Below are 16,471 nucleotides of genomic sequence, written 5' to 3'. Positions count from 1 at the left end.
ATCCAGGCGGACAAAAGGCCCTCCCTTTTTTGGCCACTCAGGGCGAAAGCCCAAGGCAGATTTCATCTTCGCTCCCCCCATATGCAAGTCAGCGGATTTTCTTTACCGTAGCCGGGATTTCCTGGGTATTTCACCTTATAATCCCTAGCTATTTCGGGGAGTTGTTTTATGAGCATACCTAAAATAGTCGTCGTCGGCGGCGGCGCAGGGGGGCTGGAGCTGGTCACCCGCCTGGGCAACGCGCTCGGCAAGAAGAAGCGGGCGGAGATCCACCTAGTGGATTGCAACCCTACCCACTTATGGAAGCCGTTACTACATGAAGTCGCCACAGGCTCTATGGACTCCGGCATCGACGAAATCAGCTACCGTTCCCACGCTTTTTACCACGGCTTCACTTTCCACCTCGGCAAAATGCACAGTCTGGATCGTCAGGCGCGCACGATAAGCCTGGCGCCCATGCATGACGCGAGGGGCGATGAAATCAGTCCTGAACGTACACTCGCTTATGATTACCTGGTGCTGGCTCTCGGCAGCCAGACTAATGACTTTGGCACGCCAGGCGCCGCCGAGTACTGCGCCTTCCTGGACAGCCGCAAACAAGCCGACCTTTTCCACAAGAACCTCATCAACACCTACCTGCGCCTCAGCAGTCAGGCGTCGGAAGGTAAGCCGGTAGTATTGGAGATAGGCATCGTCGGCGCTGGGGCCACAGGGGTGGAACTGGCTGCGGAGCTGCACAACACCACCGCGCTGCTGAGCGCCTACGGTCTGAAGTTAGGCCCCCAGAATCTGAAAGTCACCATTATCGAAGCCGGCCCCAGAGTCCTGCCCGCCCTGCCTACGCGCATCTCTAACGCAGTGGTCGAAGAACTCGGCAAACTGAACATAGCCATCCAGACCAATACCAAAGTCACCAAGGTCACGGATAAGGGGTTCGAAACCGGCGACGGCGAATTCATCACCGCCGACATGCGTGTTTGGGCGGCAGGCGTCAAAGCCCCGGATTTCCTTCAGGGCATCGACGGACTGGAAACCACCCGCAACAACCAGATCGAGGTACTGCCCAGCCTGCAGTCGACCAAAGACGACCGCATTTTCGCAATCGGCGACTGCGCCAGCTGTCCTCAGCCAGACGGCTCCAAAGTGCCCCCGCGCGCGCAATCCGCCCATCAGATGGCCAGCCATGTCTACGTCAACCTGCGCCACCTGCTGGCCAACAAGCCGGTAAAATCCTACATATATAAGGATCACGGCTCACTGGTGTCGCTAAGCCGTTACTCCACTGTCGGCAATTTGATGGGGAATCTGACCGGCAAATCCATGATGATTGAGGGGCGCATCGCACGCTTCGTCTACATTTCCCTTTATCGTCTGCATCAAATCGCCCTGCATGGCTATATCAAAACCGCGCTGATCATGTTTTCCGCACGCATTAACAAGATCATTCGTCCACGTCTCAAATTGCATTGAGACACAAACGAAAACCGGGGCTTGAAGGCCCCGGTTTTTTTTCAGAATAAGCGCATCTCGCCTGGCTTGGGAAATATCTGCGTCCGGCAACGATTAAAGTTAGTGGTCCTTGCGGGTGATCTTGTCCAAATATCCCATGCAGAATGCGGACACCACAAAAGTCATGTGAATCACCACGTACCAAAATAGATACGTTTCCTCCACATTCTCCGCGTTCATGAATATTTTCAGCAGATGAATAGAGGAGATGGCGACAATAGAAGCCGCCACTTTATTTTTTAGGGTGCCGGAGTCCACTTTCCCCAGCCAGCTAAGCTTTTCCTGCCCGTCAGCAATATCCAACTGTGAAACAAAGTTTTCATAACCGCTGAACATCACCATGACCAACAGGCCACCGACCAAAGCCAAATCAATCAGCGACAGCACCACCAGCACCAGATCCGCCTCTTTCATGGAGAAGATCACAGGCAACACATGGAAAATCTCCTGGAAGAATTTCACCCCCAAGGCTAACAAGGCCAAGCTTAGGCCCAGATAAATCGGGGCCAGTATCCAGCGCGCTGAATACATCAAATTTTCAATAAAACGCTCCATGATCTCCGCCTAAGTCATACAAGATTGAGAAAAAGTGCCGTAGCGAAATAACTTCCCGCTTGATGGGGGCTCAGCATAACAAAAACAAGCAATTCACAGTAAACCTTGCGATAAGTTCATCCCCATCTCATTGGGTCCCAGGGCTTTAAGGATAGGTTCTGTCAAATTAACGCGACTCAATTTACGATATGTGTCACAAAAATTTACATTTACCGATTATTTGTAACATCGCGTAACTCAGCAAGTGCCTGTTCACATTCATTAACTTTTAGTATGGCGGGAGAATTGCCTGTTTTCTCGTGTAGTCCACCCTGTCATTAACCACATTCGCAGTACAGGCTCAAAAGTCATGAAACAAACAACAACCTCACTCAAAGCGTTTGTCTTTTCATCTGCCATGCTCGCCTCAACAGGAGCATTCGCTCTTCCGGCGCTGCAAATTGGAATTGAAGATGGAACCTATGACATGGCCTCCGAGGATTCGGTAACCAGCGCCACCGCCTTTACACTTTATGCCTTAGCCGATACAGGTATCGTTGACGCTGGTTTATTTGATTTCCGCCTCAGCATCGCCGTCACGCCAAAACTGTCGACGCCGACTGACTTGGGCAGCATTGTCGTTAATGGCATCACCATTGATATTACCGATGATATGACTTACGGCACCCCGCCGATAGAAGCAGTCACCAGCAGTACTGATCTGCCAAGTCATGGTATTTACGACACTTATTACTACGAAGTCGATTTCTCTTTCGACACAGGTAATAAAGCAACGCCTTACAACGTTCAGGACGATCCAGATGGCTTCGCTCTGTACGGTGGATCAGGCGACTACCTGTACTACAACGCCTTTAACTTCGACGTATCAGGCTTTACCGGAGCCATCGGATCTGGGCTGCACTTTGACTTGTATGCGCTGGACTTCGACTTGAAAAAACCGATTGTGGCTTTCGCTCCGTTCTCTCATGACGGAAGTTACCGCGTACCGGAACCTACAAATCTGGCCTTATTCGGCATCGCGTTAGCCGGACTGCTGGTTTTCCGTCGTCGCTCAGCTTAAACCAAGCCAGAGCTATTTTTCACATAAACGCCGGCATCCGCCGGCGTTTTTCGTTTCAGCGTCAGTATTTTTTACAGTGAACGAAAACAGTTGACGTCTACAGTCTAAGTTATTGACTATAGAAGACCTCAACGATAGGGAGTTGTTAACGGAGAAATCATATGCAGCTCATCGGCTCACTTACCAGTCCTTTTGTCAGGAAGATCCGCATACAGTTATTGGAAAAGGGGCTTCCGTTTTCCCTGCTGGAGGAGATTCCCTGGAATGCGGATACATCCGTACCCAAATTCAACCCATTGGGCAAAGTTCCCGTATTAATCGACGAGCATGGCGAAATCTGGTTTGATTCGCCAGTTATCGCCGAATATATCGAGACTCTGGAAACCCGCCACCGCCTGGTTCCAATTAAGTCTATCGACGCAGTCAGAGTACGTCAGCTAGAAGCGCTTGCGGACGGCGTTTGCGAAGCGGCCATCGCCATCTTTCTGGAGAAAAAGCGCCCATCAGAGCGGCAAGGCCCGGAGTGGATCGCCCGCCAGGAGCAGAAAGTGGAGCGCGGATTAGCCGCCCTGGAAAAAGCCACTGTCGGCAGGCATTGGGTATATGAAGACCACCTCACGCTTGCGGACATCGCCATTGGCTGTGTGGTGGGCTGGTATGATTTCCGCTTCGGCGATTCAGGATGGCGCAATAACCACCCGCATCTTGCGGACTATGTAGACCGCTTGTTTAAACGCGATTCTTTTATTCAGACACAACCGCCAGAATCCTGAAGCAGCAATCAATAGGACGCAGCGTCTTGGCGTTGCGCCCCTTACGGTTTACGCAACCAGATAACCGCCGTCCACCGCCAGCACGGACCCTGTCGTATAGGAAGCTGCGTCGCTAACCAGATACAGCACTGCGCCAGCCATTTCCGTCGGCTCTGCGATACGATTCATCGGCACATGCTGCAGCAGTTGTTTACGTATCGCTTCATTCTGTGTGAGCGCAGACGCGAACTTGGTGTCTGTTCCCCCCGGCAGCAACGCATTTACCCGAATCCCCAAGCCTGCGCACTCCTTGGCGAAAGTTTTGGTCATACTGATAACCGCCGCTTTAGTGATGGAATAGATGCCCTGAAAGTGCCCGGGAATGACGCCGTTGACCGACGCCACATTCACGATCTTGCCACTCTTCTGCGCCCGCATGAGTTTGCCGGCTTCCACTGACATAAAGAAATAGCCACGGATATTCACATCTACCGTCTTCTGAAATACGCCCAGGTCCGTCTCCAGCACATGCCCGAAATAAGGGTTGGTGGCCGCGTTGTTGATCAGAATATCCAGTTTGCCGTGCTTTTCTTTTATCTGTTCAAACAGTGAGGATATTTGCTCCATCTCACCGATATGACAGGCGATAGCCTCAGCGGACCCGCCCCCGTCGCGAATCGACTGCGCCACTGATTCGCAGCCTTCTATTTTGCGACTGGACACAATCACATGCGCCCCATACTGCGCCAATGTCCTGGCGATAGATTCGCCGATCCCGCGACTGGCGCCAGTGACCAGCGCGATCTGTCCCGTCAATTGAAATAAGTCTTTATGCATAATAAGGCCCTTTATGTTCGCGTCAGTTCAGCGCCAGGTGACATAACTGCGATCCCTGCCGCACTGCAAATAACTGTAATTATTGAAATAAGCCAGCGAGCGACGCCCACCGCCGCTGTACATGATTTTGGTAATGGAGGCGTTCACAATGGACCAATTCATGCTGAACGCCGCGGACGAAGACAGACCAAGCACTCTCTGCAATATCGCGGTAATGACGCCGCCTGAGGTTACAATGGCGATATTGCGACCGCCGCCAAGTTCCTCCAGTGTGGATTCAAATGTCTGAACGGCTCGGTCGCTGAATATCGACCAGGAATCCACGTCCTCCCATTCGTCCCTCTCAAGCCAGGCGGCAATCACCTTTTCAAACACTTTCTGAAAGCTGCGCCTGCGGTCACTCCCTCCGCCTACAAAGGCCGCAGCATCTGCATCCCGTTGCGCCAGTTCAGGCAGCACTTTGGCCAATACAGCGACATGGTCGAATTCATTGAAGCCATGGCGGCGAGCGACTTCCGCCTCTGAGCCCATCGCGTTGAGCGCAATGGACGCAGTGTCTATCTGACGATTCAGCAAACCGCTTCGCCATGCATCCAGACGCAGGCCTTTCTCAGCCAGATAACCGCCCAGCCTCTGCGCCTGGACGCGCCCGAGCTCAGACAACTTGTCGTAGTCGTTGTCGCCAAAACTGGCTTGCCCATGGCGAATTAAATAGACCGCGCCCATCAAGCGTTCTCGCGCGCAAAATCGTGTACAAGCCCATGCACGACTATGTAACCCCAATCAGGATAGAGAGGACGCATGAATTTTGTCCCTTAAGTAGCCGTCCAGATACTGCACAGCCTGAATAAAGCTGGCGAAACGTTTGTCCTGTGTCTGTCCGTGGTGGAAGCGGTAATAGATCTGCTGAATGATGACGACTAATCGAAACATGCCGTACACCTCGTAGAAATCAAAGCTGGGAATACTGAGATCGGCTCGCTGCAGGTAATAGTCGACAATCTCCGCACGACTCATCATCCCTGGCAAATGCGTGGGCTGACGCCGCAGCATATGCAAAGGGGCCGGGTCATCCCGTTGCACCCAATACGCCAGACTGTTGCCCAGGTCCATCAACGGATCGCCAATGGTGGCCATTTCCCAGTCCAGCACACCGATAATGTTCATCAGGTTGTCAGCGTCCAGAACCAGATTGTCGAAGCGATAGTCGTTATGCACCATGCATTGCCGTATCTGCTTCGGCTTGTGCTGCTGCAGCCAGGTCATCACTTCTTCGTAATCCGGCGCGTCCTCCGTCCTTGCGCGTCGATAGCGATCGCACCAACCATCAATCTGCCTCTCGACGTAATCGCCTTCCTTCAATAAGGCTTTCAGGGGCGTGTTCTCCCAGTCCGCTTGATGCAACTCCACCAGTCGATCCACCATGTTATGGCAAAGTGCGCGCTGATCCGCTTCACTGAACGGCATTCCCGCTGGCGGGTCGCCACGCAGAATGACGCCCTTGAGACGCTCCATGACATAGAATTCGCCACCGATAACGCTCTCGTCCTCACAAAACGCCACCATCGCAGGCACATAGGGATATATCCCTCGCAAGCCCTGCATTACTCGGTATTCGCGCCCCATATCATGAGCGGATTTCGCTTTGCGTCCAAAGGGAGGGCGTCGCAACACAAATTCCTGATCGGGATACTTCAGGAGATAGGTCAGATTGGAGGCGCCGCCGGGAAACTGATGAATCTGCAGTTCGCCCGACAGCCCCGTCAAATGCTGCTTAAGAAAGGCGTCTATCACCGTTGCGTTAAGTTCTTCGCCAGCGCGAACCGCGCCCGCGCTGTCAGCAAATGTCATTGCACTCATCCTACCGCTCGCCCCTTTTCCGCCGTTTCCACACTCTCATCATTGTCCTGTCGCTTCGCCAAAAGGCGACGTCCCAGGGTCTTCATGCTTCGCAAATAGACTGCGGGCGCGTATCTTTTTAACCACCACAACAGCCGGTAATTGGCGTGAGGCAAGATGTAGAAATGCTGCTTCTCCACACCGTCATACAAACGTTCCGCCACATCCGCCGCGCTCAGCTTGGAGCCTGCGAATAACTTTTCCATGGTTTCTTTGAGTTTGGGATTGGGGGAGCGCGCCGTACTTGCAAGTCCGGTTGAGAAGAAGCCTGGACAAACGACATTTACGCCAACGCCAAAGGGAGACAACTCGCCAACCAGGGTTTCAGAGAGCGCCACAACACCGGCTTTGGCGGCGTTATACGAGCCCATTTCCGGGGCATGCACCAGTCCCGCCATGGAGGCGATATTAACGATCTGGCCGGAGCGTTGCCGTTTAAACAATGGGGCGAACTCTTTGCAACCACGCACCACGCCCATGAGATCAATATCGATCACCCATTCCCAGTCTTCCAGCGGCGCTTCGCCGATTCCGCCATGGGCCGCCACGCCGGCGTTATTCACCAGGATATCCAGACCGCCCCATAGCTCTACAATTTTGCGCCGCCAGGCCTGTATATCCCGCACCCTGGTGACGTCTACATGCTGATAAAAGGCGCGGTTTTCGGGCAAACCCAACGACGCCACAATCGCATTCCCGGTCTCATCCTGCACATCCGCGAAAGCCACCCGCCAACCCCGGCTGAGAAAATGCCGTGCAGTGGCCAGTCCCAATCCGCTGGCGGCGCCGGTTATCGCAACGCGCTTTTCTGGAAATCGATGCATATCCCCTCCTCTGGTCTATCGTTGGTATTTTTTAAGTTCATATTTGGCGATCAGAGCCCGATGCACTTCGTCGGGCCCGTCCGCCAAGCGTAGCACTCGCGCATATCCAAACAGCGCCGTCAGCGGAAAGTCATCTGAGACGCCGGCGCCGCCGTGCATCTGAATCGCCTGATCCACAATACGCTGACACAAACTCGGCGCCACAACTTTGATTTGCGAAATCTCGCTCATCGCCGCAAACACACCGTATTTATCAATTTTATACGCCGCCTGCAGCGTCAGCAGCCGCGCCATTTCAATATCCATACGCGCGTTGGCGATAATATCCGCGTTCCCTCCCAGCTTAGCCAATGGCTTGCCGAAAGCGATACGACTCAACGACCGCTCGCACATGAGCTGTAATGCCCTCTCCGCTGCGCCAATAGCGCGCATGCAGTGATGAATGCGGCCCGGGCCCAATCGACCCTGGGCGATTTCAAAGCCACGACCGGGACCAGCGATGATATTGCCAATGGGGACACGCACGTTTTCGAAATGTACTTCGCCATGACCGTATGGCTCATCCAACTGACCAAAAACCGGCAGCATGCGCTTCACATTCACACCCGGCGTGTTGCGCGGCACGATGACCATAGAGTGGCGTTGGTGACGATCAGCGTCAGGGTTGGTGACGCCCATGAAGATAAAAAATTCACAACGAGGATGACCAGCGTTGGAAGTCCACCATTTGCGGCCATTCACCACTGCCTCATCCCCCTCAACGACAATGGTCGCCTGCATATTAGTGGCGTCGGAAGAAGCAACATCCTTTTCAGTCATGGCGAACGCGGAGCGAATCTCACCCGCCAGCAGGGGCTTCAGCCAAGCGTCTTGTTGCTCGCGAGAGCCATAGCGCGCCAACACCTCCATGTTGCCAGTATCCGGCGCGTTGCAGTTGAAAACCTCAGGCGCAATGAACGACCAGCCCATTTCCTCGGCCAACGGCGCGTATTCCAGCGTGCTGAGTCCGGGGCCGAACTCCTCTTCCGGTAAAAACAGGTTCCACAGACCTTCCCGCTTTGCTTCCGCTTTCAGAGTTTCCATAATCGGCGGTTGGGTCCAGGTCTGTCCGGGTTCCGCCAAGTGGGCGTAATACTCTTGTTCCGCAGGTAAGACCCGGTCGCGGATAAAGTCGCGAACTCGCTGAATGTAGCCCGCAGCACGCGGCGAATGATCGAATTCCATTGCTCACCTCAAAGTCGAGTTTGGCCAGTTCAGACGAACGCCTGAGCGCGCATCGCCTGTCGCGCTGGAAGCGCATGGGTTAATGGCTAAACCATAGTCATCGCCATATAATTAAACAAATGAATAATAGAAATAGATAAATATAAATATCATGCATATTAATCGCATCGACCTGAACCTGTTTGTGGTGTTCGACGCCATCTACAGTGAAGGCGGCATCACTCGCGCATCGGAAGTGCTGCATCTGACCCAGCCAGCCGTAAGTCATGCTCTCAATCGTCTGCGGGAAGCGCTTGGCGACGAGCTGTTCATCCGCTCTTCCCGTGGCATGACGCCAACCCCTTACGCCCATCAATTAATCGGCACGGTGAGACAGGCGCTGAATCAGTTGCAACGAGGCCTGCAACAGGGTCAGGAATTCGCCCCCGCACAATTGGAGACCAGCTTCAGACTGTGCGTGCGGGACCTGTTCGATGTGCTGCTGTTACCGGCGCTGATCAAGAATTGCCGGGCGATCGCCCCCAAAGTAGTGTTTAACTGTCTGCGCACGCCCCGTGAGCAAATCCTGCATGATCTGGCCAGCGGCCGCATTGATCTGGCGGCGGATGTGCTGATCAGTCACGACGACAGCATTTGTCATGAAAAACTGTTTGAAGATCGTTTGAGCTGTCTATTGCGCAAAGACCATCCCGCCCTGGCTGACGAATGGAATCTGGCGGAAATGTTGCGTTGGCCTCATGTGCAGGTTTCTTCCCGCGAGCATGGACCAGGGTATGAAGATATCCAGTTATCCCGGCACGGCCTGCAGCGTAAATTGGGGCTGCGCACCCCCAACTTTTACGGCGCGGCGTTGACGGCGGCCAACAGCGATTTGATCCTGTGCGCGCCAGAACAGGTTGCGCGGCGTCTAACGCAAACTATCCCATTGCAGGTCATGCCTTTTCCTCTGACGCTGCCCCCATTGGAGACTTATCTCTACTGGCACAGGTCCACGGATCGAGAGCCCGCTCACATCTGGTTGAGAGAGCAAACGCAAGAGGCTTTGGCGCAGGGATTACAAGCGGTTGAGACAGGCTCAATCTAACGTCAGACCTAGGAAAATAAGCGCCTCGGTATTCACCTACAGTAAAAGCAGGGTGGCTGAACCATACTTTTTAGTGTGTCAATTGTAGGGTTTAGAAGACACGGGAACGTTGGACTCCCAACGCACTCCATACCCTCTTGCATTTCCTTAATGTAGGCACAAAAGTGCTCTCCTGAGCGGGTTACTGTAGGCGCAAGCAGTCTCCCGCTTTTTTTGCGCCTGCCACTCAGGTCACAGGCCTTGTTCGATGACCATTTTCCAGGTTGTGTAGAGAATCTGCGCGTCGTTGGCGGCGCGATGGGTGTCCACGCCCAATATCTCAATCGCGCGACGACGCGTATCCGCCCAGTTGTTCACCTGTTGCGGAGCCAGAAGTGCGGCGATGGATTCCAGTTTAAAGGCAGGTTGTAACTTAGCGGCCCGGAACAGACGATGCAGCCAAAAGCTGTCAAAGGTCCAGGCGTCGCAATAGACATGCTCGGGAAGCAGTTCGTTGAGCGCATGCGCCACATCAACGACATTGACGCCTTCCTGCTGCAGTTGCTGGCGAGTGATGCCATGAATGGCGCAGGCCTCTTCAGACCAGTCTGTCCACAAGGGGGCGGGACGCAGCAGCCAACTATGGATGGCGCCATCCGGCAGACAAACGCCTACTTCAATCGGATAACTGCAAATCAGATCCAAACTCGATGCTTCAAAATCGATAAAGCAGGGTTGTTCTTGTAATGCTTCTATCTGCGAAGCCATTGTCTCAAAGGACATATTCGGTTCGTTTTTCACATACTCCTCACGGCATCCTCTGTGCGGCGTCGTATCCGCCACGATCCCCTGTCGCAAGACGGGGCGCCAATACCGGCCACTTCAACAACGCGCCTTGTAGCGAACGGACCGATGTGGAGGACGTCGATCTTAAACACGGCGGAGCGCCTATCCCGCTCCGGCGTCGGCAAGTTCCTTTTCCAGCAGAATGACTGCGGCTTTAGCCGACGCTCCCGATATGGGCGTGTATATTATTTGGTCGCCGGCTACTTCAGGCCAGTAGACAAGCATACTCTGATCTTTAGCGCCGGAGGTATAGTAAATGACCGTAAGTATCCCGGGACGCTCATCCGCAATGTACTTGATGGCGGCCTTGTCGGCGCGGCTGGAGAGGTCTATCAGCACCGGATCGGGATAACGATCAAATTGCTCAGACTGCACCAACTCACTGGCGAGATAGTTACGCAGACTGACGAAATCAGGATTATCCGGGAACAACAACATCTCCTCCGCCAGACTAGCCACTCGCGCCGTGATCAACGCGTTGTCTTCGGTGGAGAGATCGCTGAACTGCGGAGGAATGCCTGCCGCAGCGGCGGGCATCATGTTGAGCAGACTGGGCCAATCCTCCACTTGCGCCGCCATCTCCCAATTGCTGCGCTCAGGCGTTTGCAGGTAGGCCAATCCACCCCAGACTAACGCGCCGATGATAAACATGCCGCCCTGACGGCGACGCCGCTTCTCTTCCGTTTTGATTTTGATCGGCTGACGGCGCATTCTTTCCGCGCCCAATCCAAGCATCGCCAGAGCGGCGATCAGGCAGAGTACGACTGCGAAGACCTGACCCAATAGGGCTAGCTGAACCGGACTCATAGGCGTTCCCCCTTGGTACTTCTCTCGCCCGGGAGCGGAGATCGCGATGAAACGACGCCAGGGCGCGGCGCATCACGGGACGCCGGCCCTTCTTTTCTGTATAGCAGATTTTCCCCAAATTGCCGCTTTTCCAACGCCAGGATCAGGGCATGAACGGACGACAGCCACTATAGCCCGCGGTATAATGCGCTTTTGTTCTCTCACAAGCGGTAGGCAATGAATCAGTCTGACACGTCCCTTATTCCGAATCGCGCCGTCGCCATCTTCTCCGGCGGTATGGACTCATTCACTCTTCTCAACGAGTTAGTGGCGGAAGGCAAAGAAGTTTTCGCCCTTTCCTTCAACTATGGGCAGCGGCACAGCAAAGAACTGGAATGCGCCAGACAAGTATGCGAAAGCCTGAACGTCGCCCATAAGATCATCGACATCACCGCCATCAATTCTCTGCTGGCCGGCTCGTCTCTGACTGACGATATTCAAGTGCCGGAAGGGCACTATGAAGAAGAGAACATGAAGTCCACCGTGGTGCCGAATCGCAATATGATTTTGTTGTCTCTGGCGATTGGCTATGCCGTGTCTCTTAAAGCCGAGGCTGTTTATTACGGCGCCCATGGCGGAGACCACGCGATCTATCCAGACTGCCGCCCGGCGTTCGTGGAAATCATGAGTGAAGCGTCCAAGCTGGCCAACTATGAGCCGGTTGAAGTCCGCGCACCGTACCTGTACGAAACGAAAATCGAAATTCTGCGCAGAGGTCTGGCGTTGGGTCTGGATTACGGGCAAACCTGGACTTGCTATAACGGTCGCGAAAAAGCCTGCGGCAAGTGCGGCTCCTGCGTCGAACGTCTGGAAGCCTTCGAAATGAATAACGCGGTTGATCCCGTGGCGTATGAGTCTGTATGTACCGGGTAAAAGAAATTTTCTACACCCTGCAAGGGGAAGGGGCGCACCAAGGACGCCCCGCCGTGTTCTGCCGCTTCAGTAAATGCAACCTGTGGACGGGACGTGAAAAGGACCGCGCCGGCGCCGTCTGCAATTTCTGCGATACGGATTTCGTCGGCGTGGACGGTCAGAATGGCGGCAAATTCGCGACAGCGGAGGAACTGGCGGAACGCATTCTGTCATTCTGGCCGCAGGAAGAAGGCGAGCGCTTTGTTGTCTGCACCGGCGGCGAACCCCTGTTGCAACTGGATGAGCCGTTGATTGAGGCATTCCACGCCAAAGGCTTCGAAGTCGCCGTGGAAACCAACGGCACCCTGCCCACACCCGCCGGCATCGACTGGCTATGCGTCAGCCCCAAAGGCCGTGCTGACGTGGTGATCAAAGAGTGCGACGAACTCAAGTTGGTCTACCCGCAGCCGGAAGCGCCGCCGGAACGATTCGATGATATTCGCGCCGGCCGCTATTATTTGTCTCCCATGGCCAACCCTTTGGCGCAAGAAGGCGAAGACGAGCGCAAGATTCACAATACCAAGCTGGCGATGGATTTCTGTATGCGCCATCCAAAATGGCGCTTGAGCGTGCAGCTCCATAAAATCTTAGGTATCGACTGATTCCGCCGCTTAGCCATTACTGCGTATAGATCCACAGGGCGGGCGGCCCCGATAATCTTCATTTTCGACATCCTAACGGACGCTAATATATGCAGGTCAGCGCCGCCCTCATTCCCGTTTTCATACTCATCCTCATTGGATACGGCATGCGCCGGCTTAACTTTCCCGGCGACAGCTTCTGGCCGCCCGCGGAAAAGTTTCTTTATTATTTTCTGTTTCCCATGATGCTGGTGGATAAGCTCACCTACGCCAAACGGGACGGGCTGATGCTGGATCGTTTATTCCTGGCGATTCTACTGGCGTTTGCCATTGCATCCGCCTTGATGCTAGCGATACAACGCTGGCGGCGCTGGTCAGGCTCTCGTTTCACCTCTGTTTATCAAGGCGCCGTACGCTTCAACTCTTATGTGGGCTTGGCCGCCGTGCAGGCGTTACAGGGCGATCAGGGACTGGCGCTGGCGGCGTTGTCCATGTCTATTATGATCCCTTTGATCAATGTGCTGTGCATCGGCGCCTTCGCGCTTTATGTGGAGCAATCAGCGCCCGGCTGGCGCGGCGTGGGCAAAGCGATCGTCACGAACCCACTGATACTGGGTAGTCTGGCGGGACTGACCTTCAACAGTCTGGGGGTCGGCTTTCCCGACGCCGTCAATCAGGTATTAAAGCTGGTGGGCGGCATGGCGCTGCCGTTGGGCCTGTTGTGCGTCGGCGCCGCACTGGACTTGCGTAACCTGAAGGGTGCCGGCAGCTCACTCATGATCAGCAGCGCCTTCAAGTTGGGTTTGTTCCCGCTGATATTCGTCGGCAGCGCGTTGGCGTTGCAGCTGCCGCCGCTCAATGTCGCCGTATTCGCCGTACTTGGTTGCCTGCCTACTGCGACGGCCTCCTATATCCTGGCGCGCCAACTCGGCGGCGATGCGCCATTGATGGCCGGCATCATCAGCGCGCAAACGCTGATGGCCATGATCACCATGCCGCTGGCGCTCTCCCTGCTGACGTCGGCGTTGCAGTGGTGGGGTTGAATCACACCGCCACGGAGCCGTCCTGCTTCTGCGCAGCCGCGCCTCGGCTTTTGCCTTTGCGTCCAGTTGCGAACTTCACTGTCACCGGAACGCCATTCAGCGCCGCATTGCCGGACAGAGGATCCACCCATAACTCGTCAGTCAGGTCATTTACGCTGACGCCTCCATGAGCGCTGGCCGTGCGCCAGTTAACGCCGCTGCGCTTGTGTCCCCACCCATGGGGAATGCTGACGACGCCGGGCATAATGTCTTCCGTCACCTCCACAGGCAAGGTCACCACGCCCACCCGAGAGCGCACCTCCGCGTCTTCGCCGTCACGGACTCCATAGCGGCTGGCGTCGCGGGGATGCATCAGCAGCGTACAACGGTTTTTGCCCTTCACCAGACGATGGCTATTGTGGAGCCAGGAATTGTTGGAGCGTACATGGCGACGGCCGATCAACAGCAAAGCCTCGTCCGCACTTTCACTCAGTAACGCTTTCACCCGGGACAAGTCGCTGAGATATATCTTCGGCGCCAGGTTAATGCGCTTGTCCTTGGTGAATAAACGCTGCGGCAGGCAGGGACGCAGAGGGCCCAGGTCCACGCCGTGAGGATGCTGTAGCAATGTCTTGATTGAGAGCCCTTTCGGTAAGTCGCGATTTTCATCGCTCAAGGGGCCCTGTTTCCAGAGCTGTCGCAACGGATGTCCGGGATGTAGCGCCTGCAACGCTCTCTCCAGATAACCGGACCAGCGCTCCGACGCCGGCAGGTCGCGGCCATAGGGACCCAGCTGAAGATAAATGTCCGCCAGACCATCAGGCCCCAAGCGCTTCAGTAGTTTGTACTTGATCTCCGCTTCAATAGACGAACGCAAATCACGACTGCTCAAACGCCGCGACAGCTCCAGAAATATCTCCCAATCGTGCAGCTCGTTCTCCTCCTTCGGAAACAATGGCGGGGAATATTTCACAGTGTTGCGCACCGCCAGCGTGGCGAACACGATATCAATATGGCTGCGCTGCAAGGGACCTGCGGGCGGGAGGATGATATCCGCATGACGGGAGGTTTCGGTGACGTACATATCAATACTCACCATAAACTCCAGGGAGTTAAACGCTTCATCCAGCCGTCCGCCATTGGGCGAAGACAGCACAGGATTGCCCGCGACCACCACCATGGCTTTGATCTGCTCGGGCCCCTCGGTCAGAATTTCCTCCGCCAGTGTCGCCGCTGGCAACTCGCCGCCAAATTCCGGCAAACCACGCACGCTGCTACGGTAGCGGTCAAAATGTCCTTTATGTCCAGACATCGCGCCGATGGCGGGAAGATCAATAGCGGGCTGGGTAAACATCAGGCCGCCGCGTCGATCCAGATGGCCAGTCAGTATGTTGATGCAGTAAATCAACCAGACGCATAAACCGCCATAGCGTTGCACGCTGACGCCCATCCTTCCGTATAAAACTGCCTGACGGGTCTGCGCAAGATCCCTGGCCAATCGCCGAATGTCCTCCGCCGCCACGCCGGTGGCTTGCGCGACGCGTTCAGCGGGATAGGCCTCTCCCGCCAGCCTGATTAACTCTACATCCTCAATGATCTCGCCGAGATGGCCCAGGTTGACCAGATCCTCGTCGAACAGCGCGTTAATGATCGCCAGCAACAGCAACACATCCGTCCCAGGTCTGATAAAGATATGCTCATCCGCCACTTTCGCTGTTTCCGCCTTACGCGGATCAATGGTGACGACTTTGCCCCCGCGTTCGCGAATAGCCTTGAGTCTGCGCTCAACGCCGCCTGCGCTCATCAGGCTGCCATTGGACGCCAAAGGATTGCCGCCTATGCAGACAAAAAGGTCGCAGCGGTCAATGTCCGGCACCGGAAACAGCCCCTGATTGCCAAACATAGTGAGATTGGCCAGCATATGCGGAAGCTGGTCGAGAGACGTGGCGGAAAAACGCTTTCTGGTGGCCAATGCGCGCAGGAACGGCAGAATAAAGAGAGTGTTGCCGTGGTCATGCACGTTGGGATTCCCCAAATACACCCCCAACGCATTGCGTCCATGCTCCTCACGCACTTGAATGAGGCGCTGCGCAGTATAATCCAGGGCTTCGTTCCAGGATATTTCCTCCCAGCCATCGGCCGTGCGGCGCAACGGCTGACGCAGCCGATCCGGGTCATTCTGCAGGTCTTGCAACGCCACCGCTTTGGGACAGATAAACCCTTCACTGAATGGATCCTCGGCGTCGCCCTTGATGCTGACCACTTCGTCGCCATGGGTTTCGATGCGCAGGCCGCACATGGCTTCGCACAGCGTGCAGTTTCTAAAATGGAGTCGCCGGGACTCTTGTTCGGCGCCAGTATTCACAGTCATGCGCGGACCTCGCTCTTCTTGGTATTGTTATATCCAGTTCGGGAACCAGAGCTTTTTGGCTGACGCCAGCAGCGTCAAGCTGTTACTTTTTGTCTAACCTTTTTTTCATATTTACCGCTCAGGTCCCGATGCTTCAGAGTATGCGCCGCAACGCGGCGTAAAAACCATCA

General features: G+C 55.0%; 16 protein-coding genes. 7 read left to right on the top strand and 9 right to left on the bottom strand.

Annotated features, from left to right (window positions below; all coding sequences use genetic code 11):
- Positions 1 to 168: 168 nt before the first annotated feature.
- A complete protein-coding gene (locus O5O45_RS27505; protein WP_305902500.1) occupies positions 169 to 1,470 on the top strand; it encodes an NAD(P)/FAD-dependent oxidoreductase in 1,302 nt (433 codons plus the stop codon).
- Between the two features lie 99 nt (positions 1,471 to 1,569).
- On the opposite strand, the gene O5O45_RS27500 is transcribed toward O5O45_RS27505, so the two are convergent.
- On the bottom strand, positions 1,570 to 2,064 hold the full coding sequence (locus O5O45_RS27500) for a TIGR00645 family protein (protein ID WP_305902499.1): 495 nt from the start codon (positions 2,062 to 2,064) through the stop codon (positions 1,570 to 1,572).
- A gap of 349 nt (positions 2,065 to 2,413) precedes the next feature.
- Here O5O45_RS27500 and O5O45_RS27495 point away from each other — a divergent pair, with 349 nt between their 5' ends.
- Both O5O45_RS27495 and O5O45_RS27490 read left to right on the top strand, forming a co-directional pair.
- Positions 2,414 to 3,124 (top strand): choice-of-anchor N protein, encoded by a 711-nt coding sequence (locus O5O45_RS27495; RefSeq protein ID WP_305902498.1) that lies wholly within the window; start codon positions 2,414 to 2,416, stop codon positions 3,122 to 3,124.
- Positions 3,125 to 3,285: 161 nt separating this feature from the next.
- Entirely contained in the window at positions 3,286 to 3,897 is a 612-nt protein-coding gene (locus tag O5O45_RS27490) for a glutathione S-transferase (RefSeq protein ID WP_305902497.1), read from the top strand.
- 48 nt (positions 3,898 to 3,945) lie between these two features.
- Here the strand turns inward: O5O45_RS27490 and O5O45_RS27485 are convergent, their stop codons facing one another.
- From O5O45_RS27485 to O5O45_RS27465, 5 genes are read right to left on the bottom strand one after another with little or no spacing between them, the layout of a single operon-like run.
- Positions 3,946 to 4,713, bottom strand: a complete 768-nt coding sequence (locus O5O45_RS27485; RefSeq protein ID WP_305902496.1) for an SDR family oxidoreductase — start codon at positions 4,711 to 4,713, stop codon at positions 3,946 to 3,948.
- Between the two features lie 27 nt (positions 4,714 to 4,740).
- The gene (locus O5O45_RS27480) at positions 4,741 to 5,439 is read right to left on the bottom strand and encodes a histidine phosphatase family protein (protein ID WP_305902495.1); all 699 of its coding nucleotides are present in this window, start codon (positions 5,437 to 5,439) and stop codon (positions 4,741 to 4,743) included.
- Between the two features lie 57 nt (positions 5,440 to 5,496).
- Positions 5,497 to 6,564, bottom strand: a complete 1,068-nt coding sequence (locus O5O45_RS27475) for a phosphotransferase family protein (protein ID WP_305902494.1) — start codon at positions 6,562 to 6,564, stop codon at positions 5,497 to 5,499.
- 5 nt (positions 6,565 to 6,569) lie between these two features.
- Positions 6,570 to 7,436 (bottom strand): SDR family oxidoreductase, encoded by an 867-nt coding sequence (locus tag O5O45_RS27470; RefSeq protein WP_305902493.1) that lies wholly within the window; start codon positions 7,434 to 7,436, stop codon positions 6,570 to 6,572.
- A 15-nt stretch (positions 7,437 to 7,451) separates the two neighbouring features.
- A complete protein-coding gene (locus O5O45_RS27465; protein ID WP_305902492.1) occupies positions 7,452 to 8,660 on the bottom strand; it encodes an acyl-CoA dehydrogenase family protein in 1,209 nt (402 codons plus the stop codon).
- A 151-nt stretch (positions 8,661 to 8,811) separates the two neighbouring features.
- Here O5O45_RS27465 and O5O45_RS27460 point away from each other — a divergent pair, with 151 nt between their 5' ends.
- Positions 8,812 to 9,744 (top strand): LysR family transcriptional regulator, encoded by a 933-nt coding sequence (locus tag O5O45_RS27460; RefSeq protein ID WP_305902491.1) that lies wholly within the window; start codon positions 8,812 to 8,814, stop codon positions 9,742 to 9,744.
- A gap of 231 nt (positions 9,745 to 9,975) precedes the next feature.
- Here O5O45_RS27460 and O5O45_RS27455 read toward each other — a convergent pair whose 3' ends face one another.
- Positions 9,976 to 10,506, bottom strand: a complete 531-nt coding sequence (locus tag O5O45_RS27455) for a 3'-5' exonuclease family protein (protein ID WP_305902490.1) — start codon at positions 10,504 to 10,506, stop codon at positions 9,976 to 9,978.
- A gap of 165 nt (positions 10,507 to 10,671) precedes the next feature.
- Positions 10,672 to 11,376 (bottom strand): hypothetical protein, encoded by a 705-nt coding sequence (locus O5O45_RS27450; RefSeq protein ID WP_305902489.1) that lies wholly within the window; start codon positions 11,374 to 11,376, stop codon positions 10,672 to 10,674.
- Between the two features lie 216 nt (positions 11,377 to 11,592).
- Between O5O45_RS27450 and queC the strand changes: the two genes are divergently transcribed.
- The 3 genes from queC (at position 11,593) to O5O45_RS27435 (ending at position 13,951) form a co-directional block, all read left to right on the top strand.
- A complete protein-coding gene (gene queC, locus O5O45_RS27445; RefSeq protein WP_305902488.1) occupies positions 11,593 to 12,288 on the top strand; it encodes a 7-cyano-7-deazaguanine synthase QueC in 696 nt (231 codons plus the stop codon).
- Positions 12,276 to 12,929 (top strand): 7-carboxy-7-deazaguanine synthase, encoded by a 654-nt coding sequence (gene queE / locus O5O45_RS27440; protein WP_305902487.1) that lies wholly within the window; start codon positions 12,276 to 12,278, stop codon positions 12,927 to 12,929. Before queC ends, queE begins: the two co-directional genes overlap by 13 nt.
- Positions 12,930 to 13,018: 89 nt before the next feature.
- Entirely contained in the window at positions 13,019 to 13,951 is a 933-nt protein-coding gene (locus tag O5O45_RS27435) for an AEC family transporter (protein ID WP_305902486.1), read from the top strand.
- Between the two features lies 1 nt (position 13,952).
- Here the strand turns inward: O5O45_RS27435 and O5O45_RS27430 are convergent, their stop codons facing one another.
- Entirely contained in the window at positions 13,953 to 16,301 is a 2,349-nt protein-coding gene (locus O5O45_RS27430) for a molybdopterin oxidoreductase family protein (RefSeq protein ID WP_305902485.1), read from the bottom strand.
- Positions 16,302 to 16,471: the final 170 nt, after the last annotated feature.

The organism is Hahella sp. HNIBRBA332 (assembly GCF_030719035.1).
Classification (GTDB): domain Bacteria; phylum Pseudomonadota; class Gammaproteobacteria; order Pseudomonadales; family Oleiphilaceae; genus Hahella.
Note: the sequence above shows the minus strand (reverse complement) of the source record. Positions and strands in the feature narration are given on the sequence as shown.

What these genes read in the sequence shown, in the direction of transcription:
- O5O45_RS27505 (WP_305902500.1), top strand. Translation starts at nt 169, where the DNA reads ATGAGCATACCTAAAATAGTCGTCGTCGGCGGCGGCGCAGGGGGGCTG.
- O5O45_RS27500 (WP_305902499.1), bottom strand. Translation starts at nt 2,064, where the DNA reads ATGGAGCGTTTTATTGAAAATTTGATGTATTCAGCGCGCTGGATACTG.
- O5O45_RS27495 (WP_305902498.1), top strand. Translation starts at nt 2,414, where the DNA reads ATGAAACAAACAACAACCTCACTCAAAGCGTTTGTCTTTTCATCTGCC.
- O5O45_RS27490 (WP_305902497.1), top strand. Translation starts at nt 3,286, where the DNA reads ATGCAGCTCATCGGCTCACTTACCAGTCCTTTTGTCAGGAAGATCCGC.
- O5O45_RS27485 (WP_305902496.1), bottom strand. Translation starts at nt 4,713, where the DNA reads ATGCATAAAGACTTATTTCAATTGACGGGACAGATCGCGCTGGTCACT.
- O5O45_RS27480 (WP_305902495.1), bottom strand. Translation starts at nt 5,439, where the DNA reads ATGGGCGCGGTCTATTTAATTCGCCATGGGCAAGCCAGTTTTGGCGAC.
- O5O45_RS27475 (WP_305902494.1), bottom strand. Translation starts at nt 6,564, where the DNA reads ATGACATTTGCTGACAGCGCGGGCGCGGTTCGCGCTGGCGAAGAACTT.
- O5O45_RS27470 (WP_305902493.1), bottom strand. Translation starts at nt 7,436, where the DNA reads ATGCATCGATTTCCAGAAAAGCGCGTTGCGATAACCGGCGCCGCCAGC.
- O5O45_RS27465 (WP_305902492.1), bottom strand. Translation starts at nt 8,660, where the DNA reads ATGGAATTCGATCATTCGCCGCGTGCTGCGGGCTACATTCAGCGAGTT.
- O5O45_RS27460 (WP_305902491.1), top strand. Translation starts at nt 8,812, where the DNA reads ATGCATATTAATCGCATCGACCTGAACCTGTTTGTGGTGTTCGACGCC.
- O5O45_RS27455 (WP_305902490.1), bottom strand. Translation starts at nt 10,506, where the DNA reads ATGTCCTTTGAGACAATGGCTTCGCAGATAGAAGCATTACAAGAACAA.
- O5O45_RS27450 (WP_305902489.1), bottom strand. Translation starts at nt 11,376, where the DNA reads ATGAGTCCGGTTCAGCTAGCCCTATTGGGTCAGGTCTTCGCAGTCGTA.
- queC (WP_305902488.1), top strand. Translation starts at nt 11,593, where the DNA reads ATGAATCAGTCTGACACGTCCCTTATTCCGAATCGCGCCGTCGCCATC.
- queE (WP_305902487.1), top strand. Translation starts at nt 12,276, where the DNA reads ATGTACCGGGTAAAAGAAATTTTCTACACCCTGCAAGGGGAAGGGGCG.
- O5O45_RS27435 (WP_305902486.1), top strand. Translation starts at nt 13,019, where the DNA reads ATGCAGGTCAGCGCCGCCCTCATTCCCGTTTTCATACTCATCCTCATT.
- O5O45_RS27430 (WP_305902485.1), bottom strand. Translation starts at nt 16,301, where the DNA reads ATGACTGTGAATACTGGCGCCGAACAAGAGTCCCGGCGACTCCATTTT.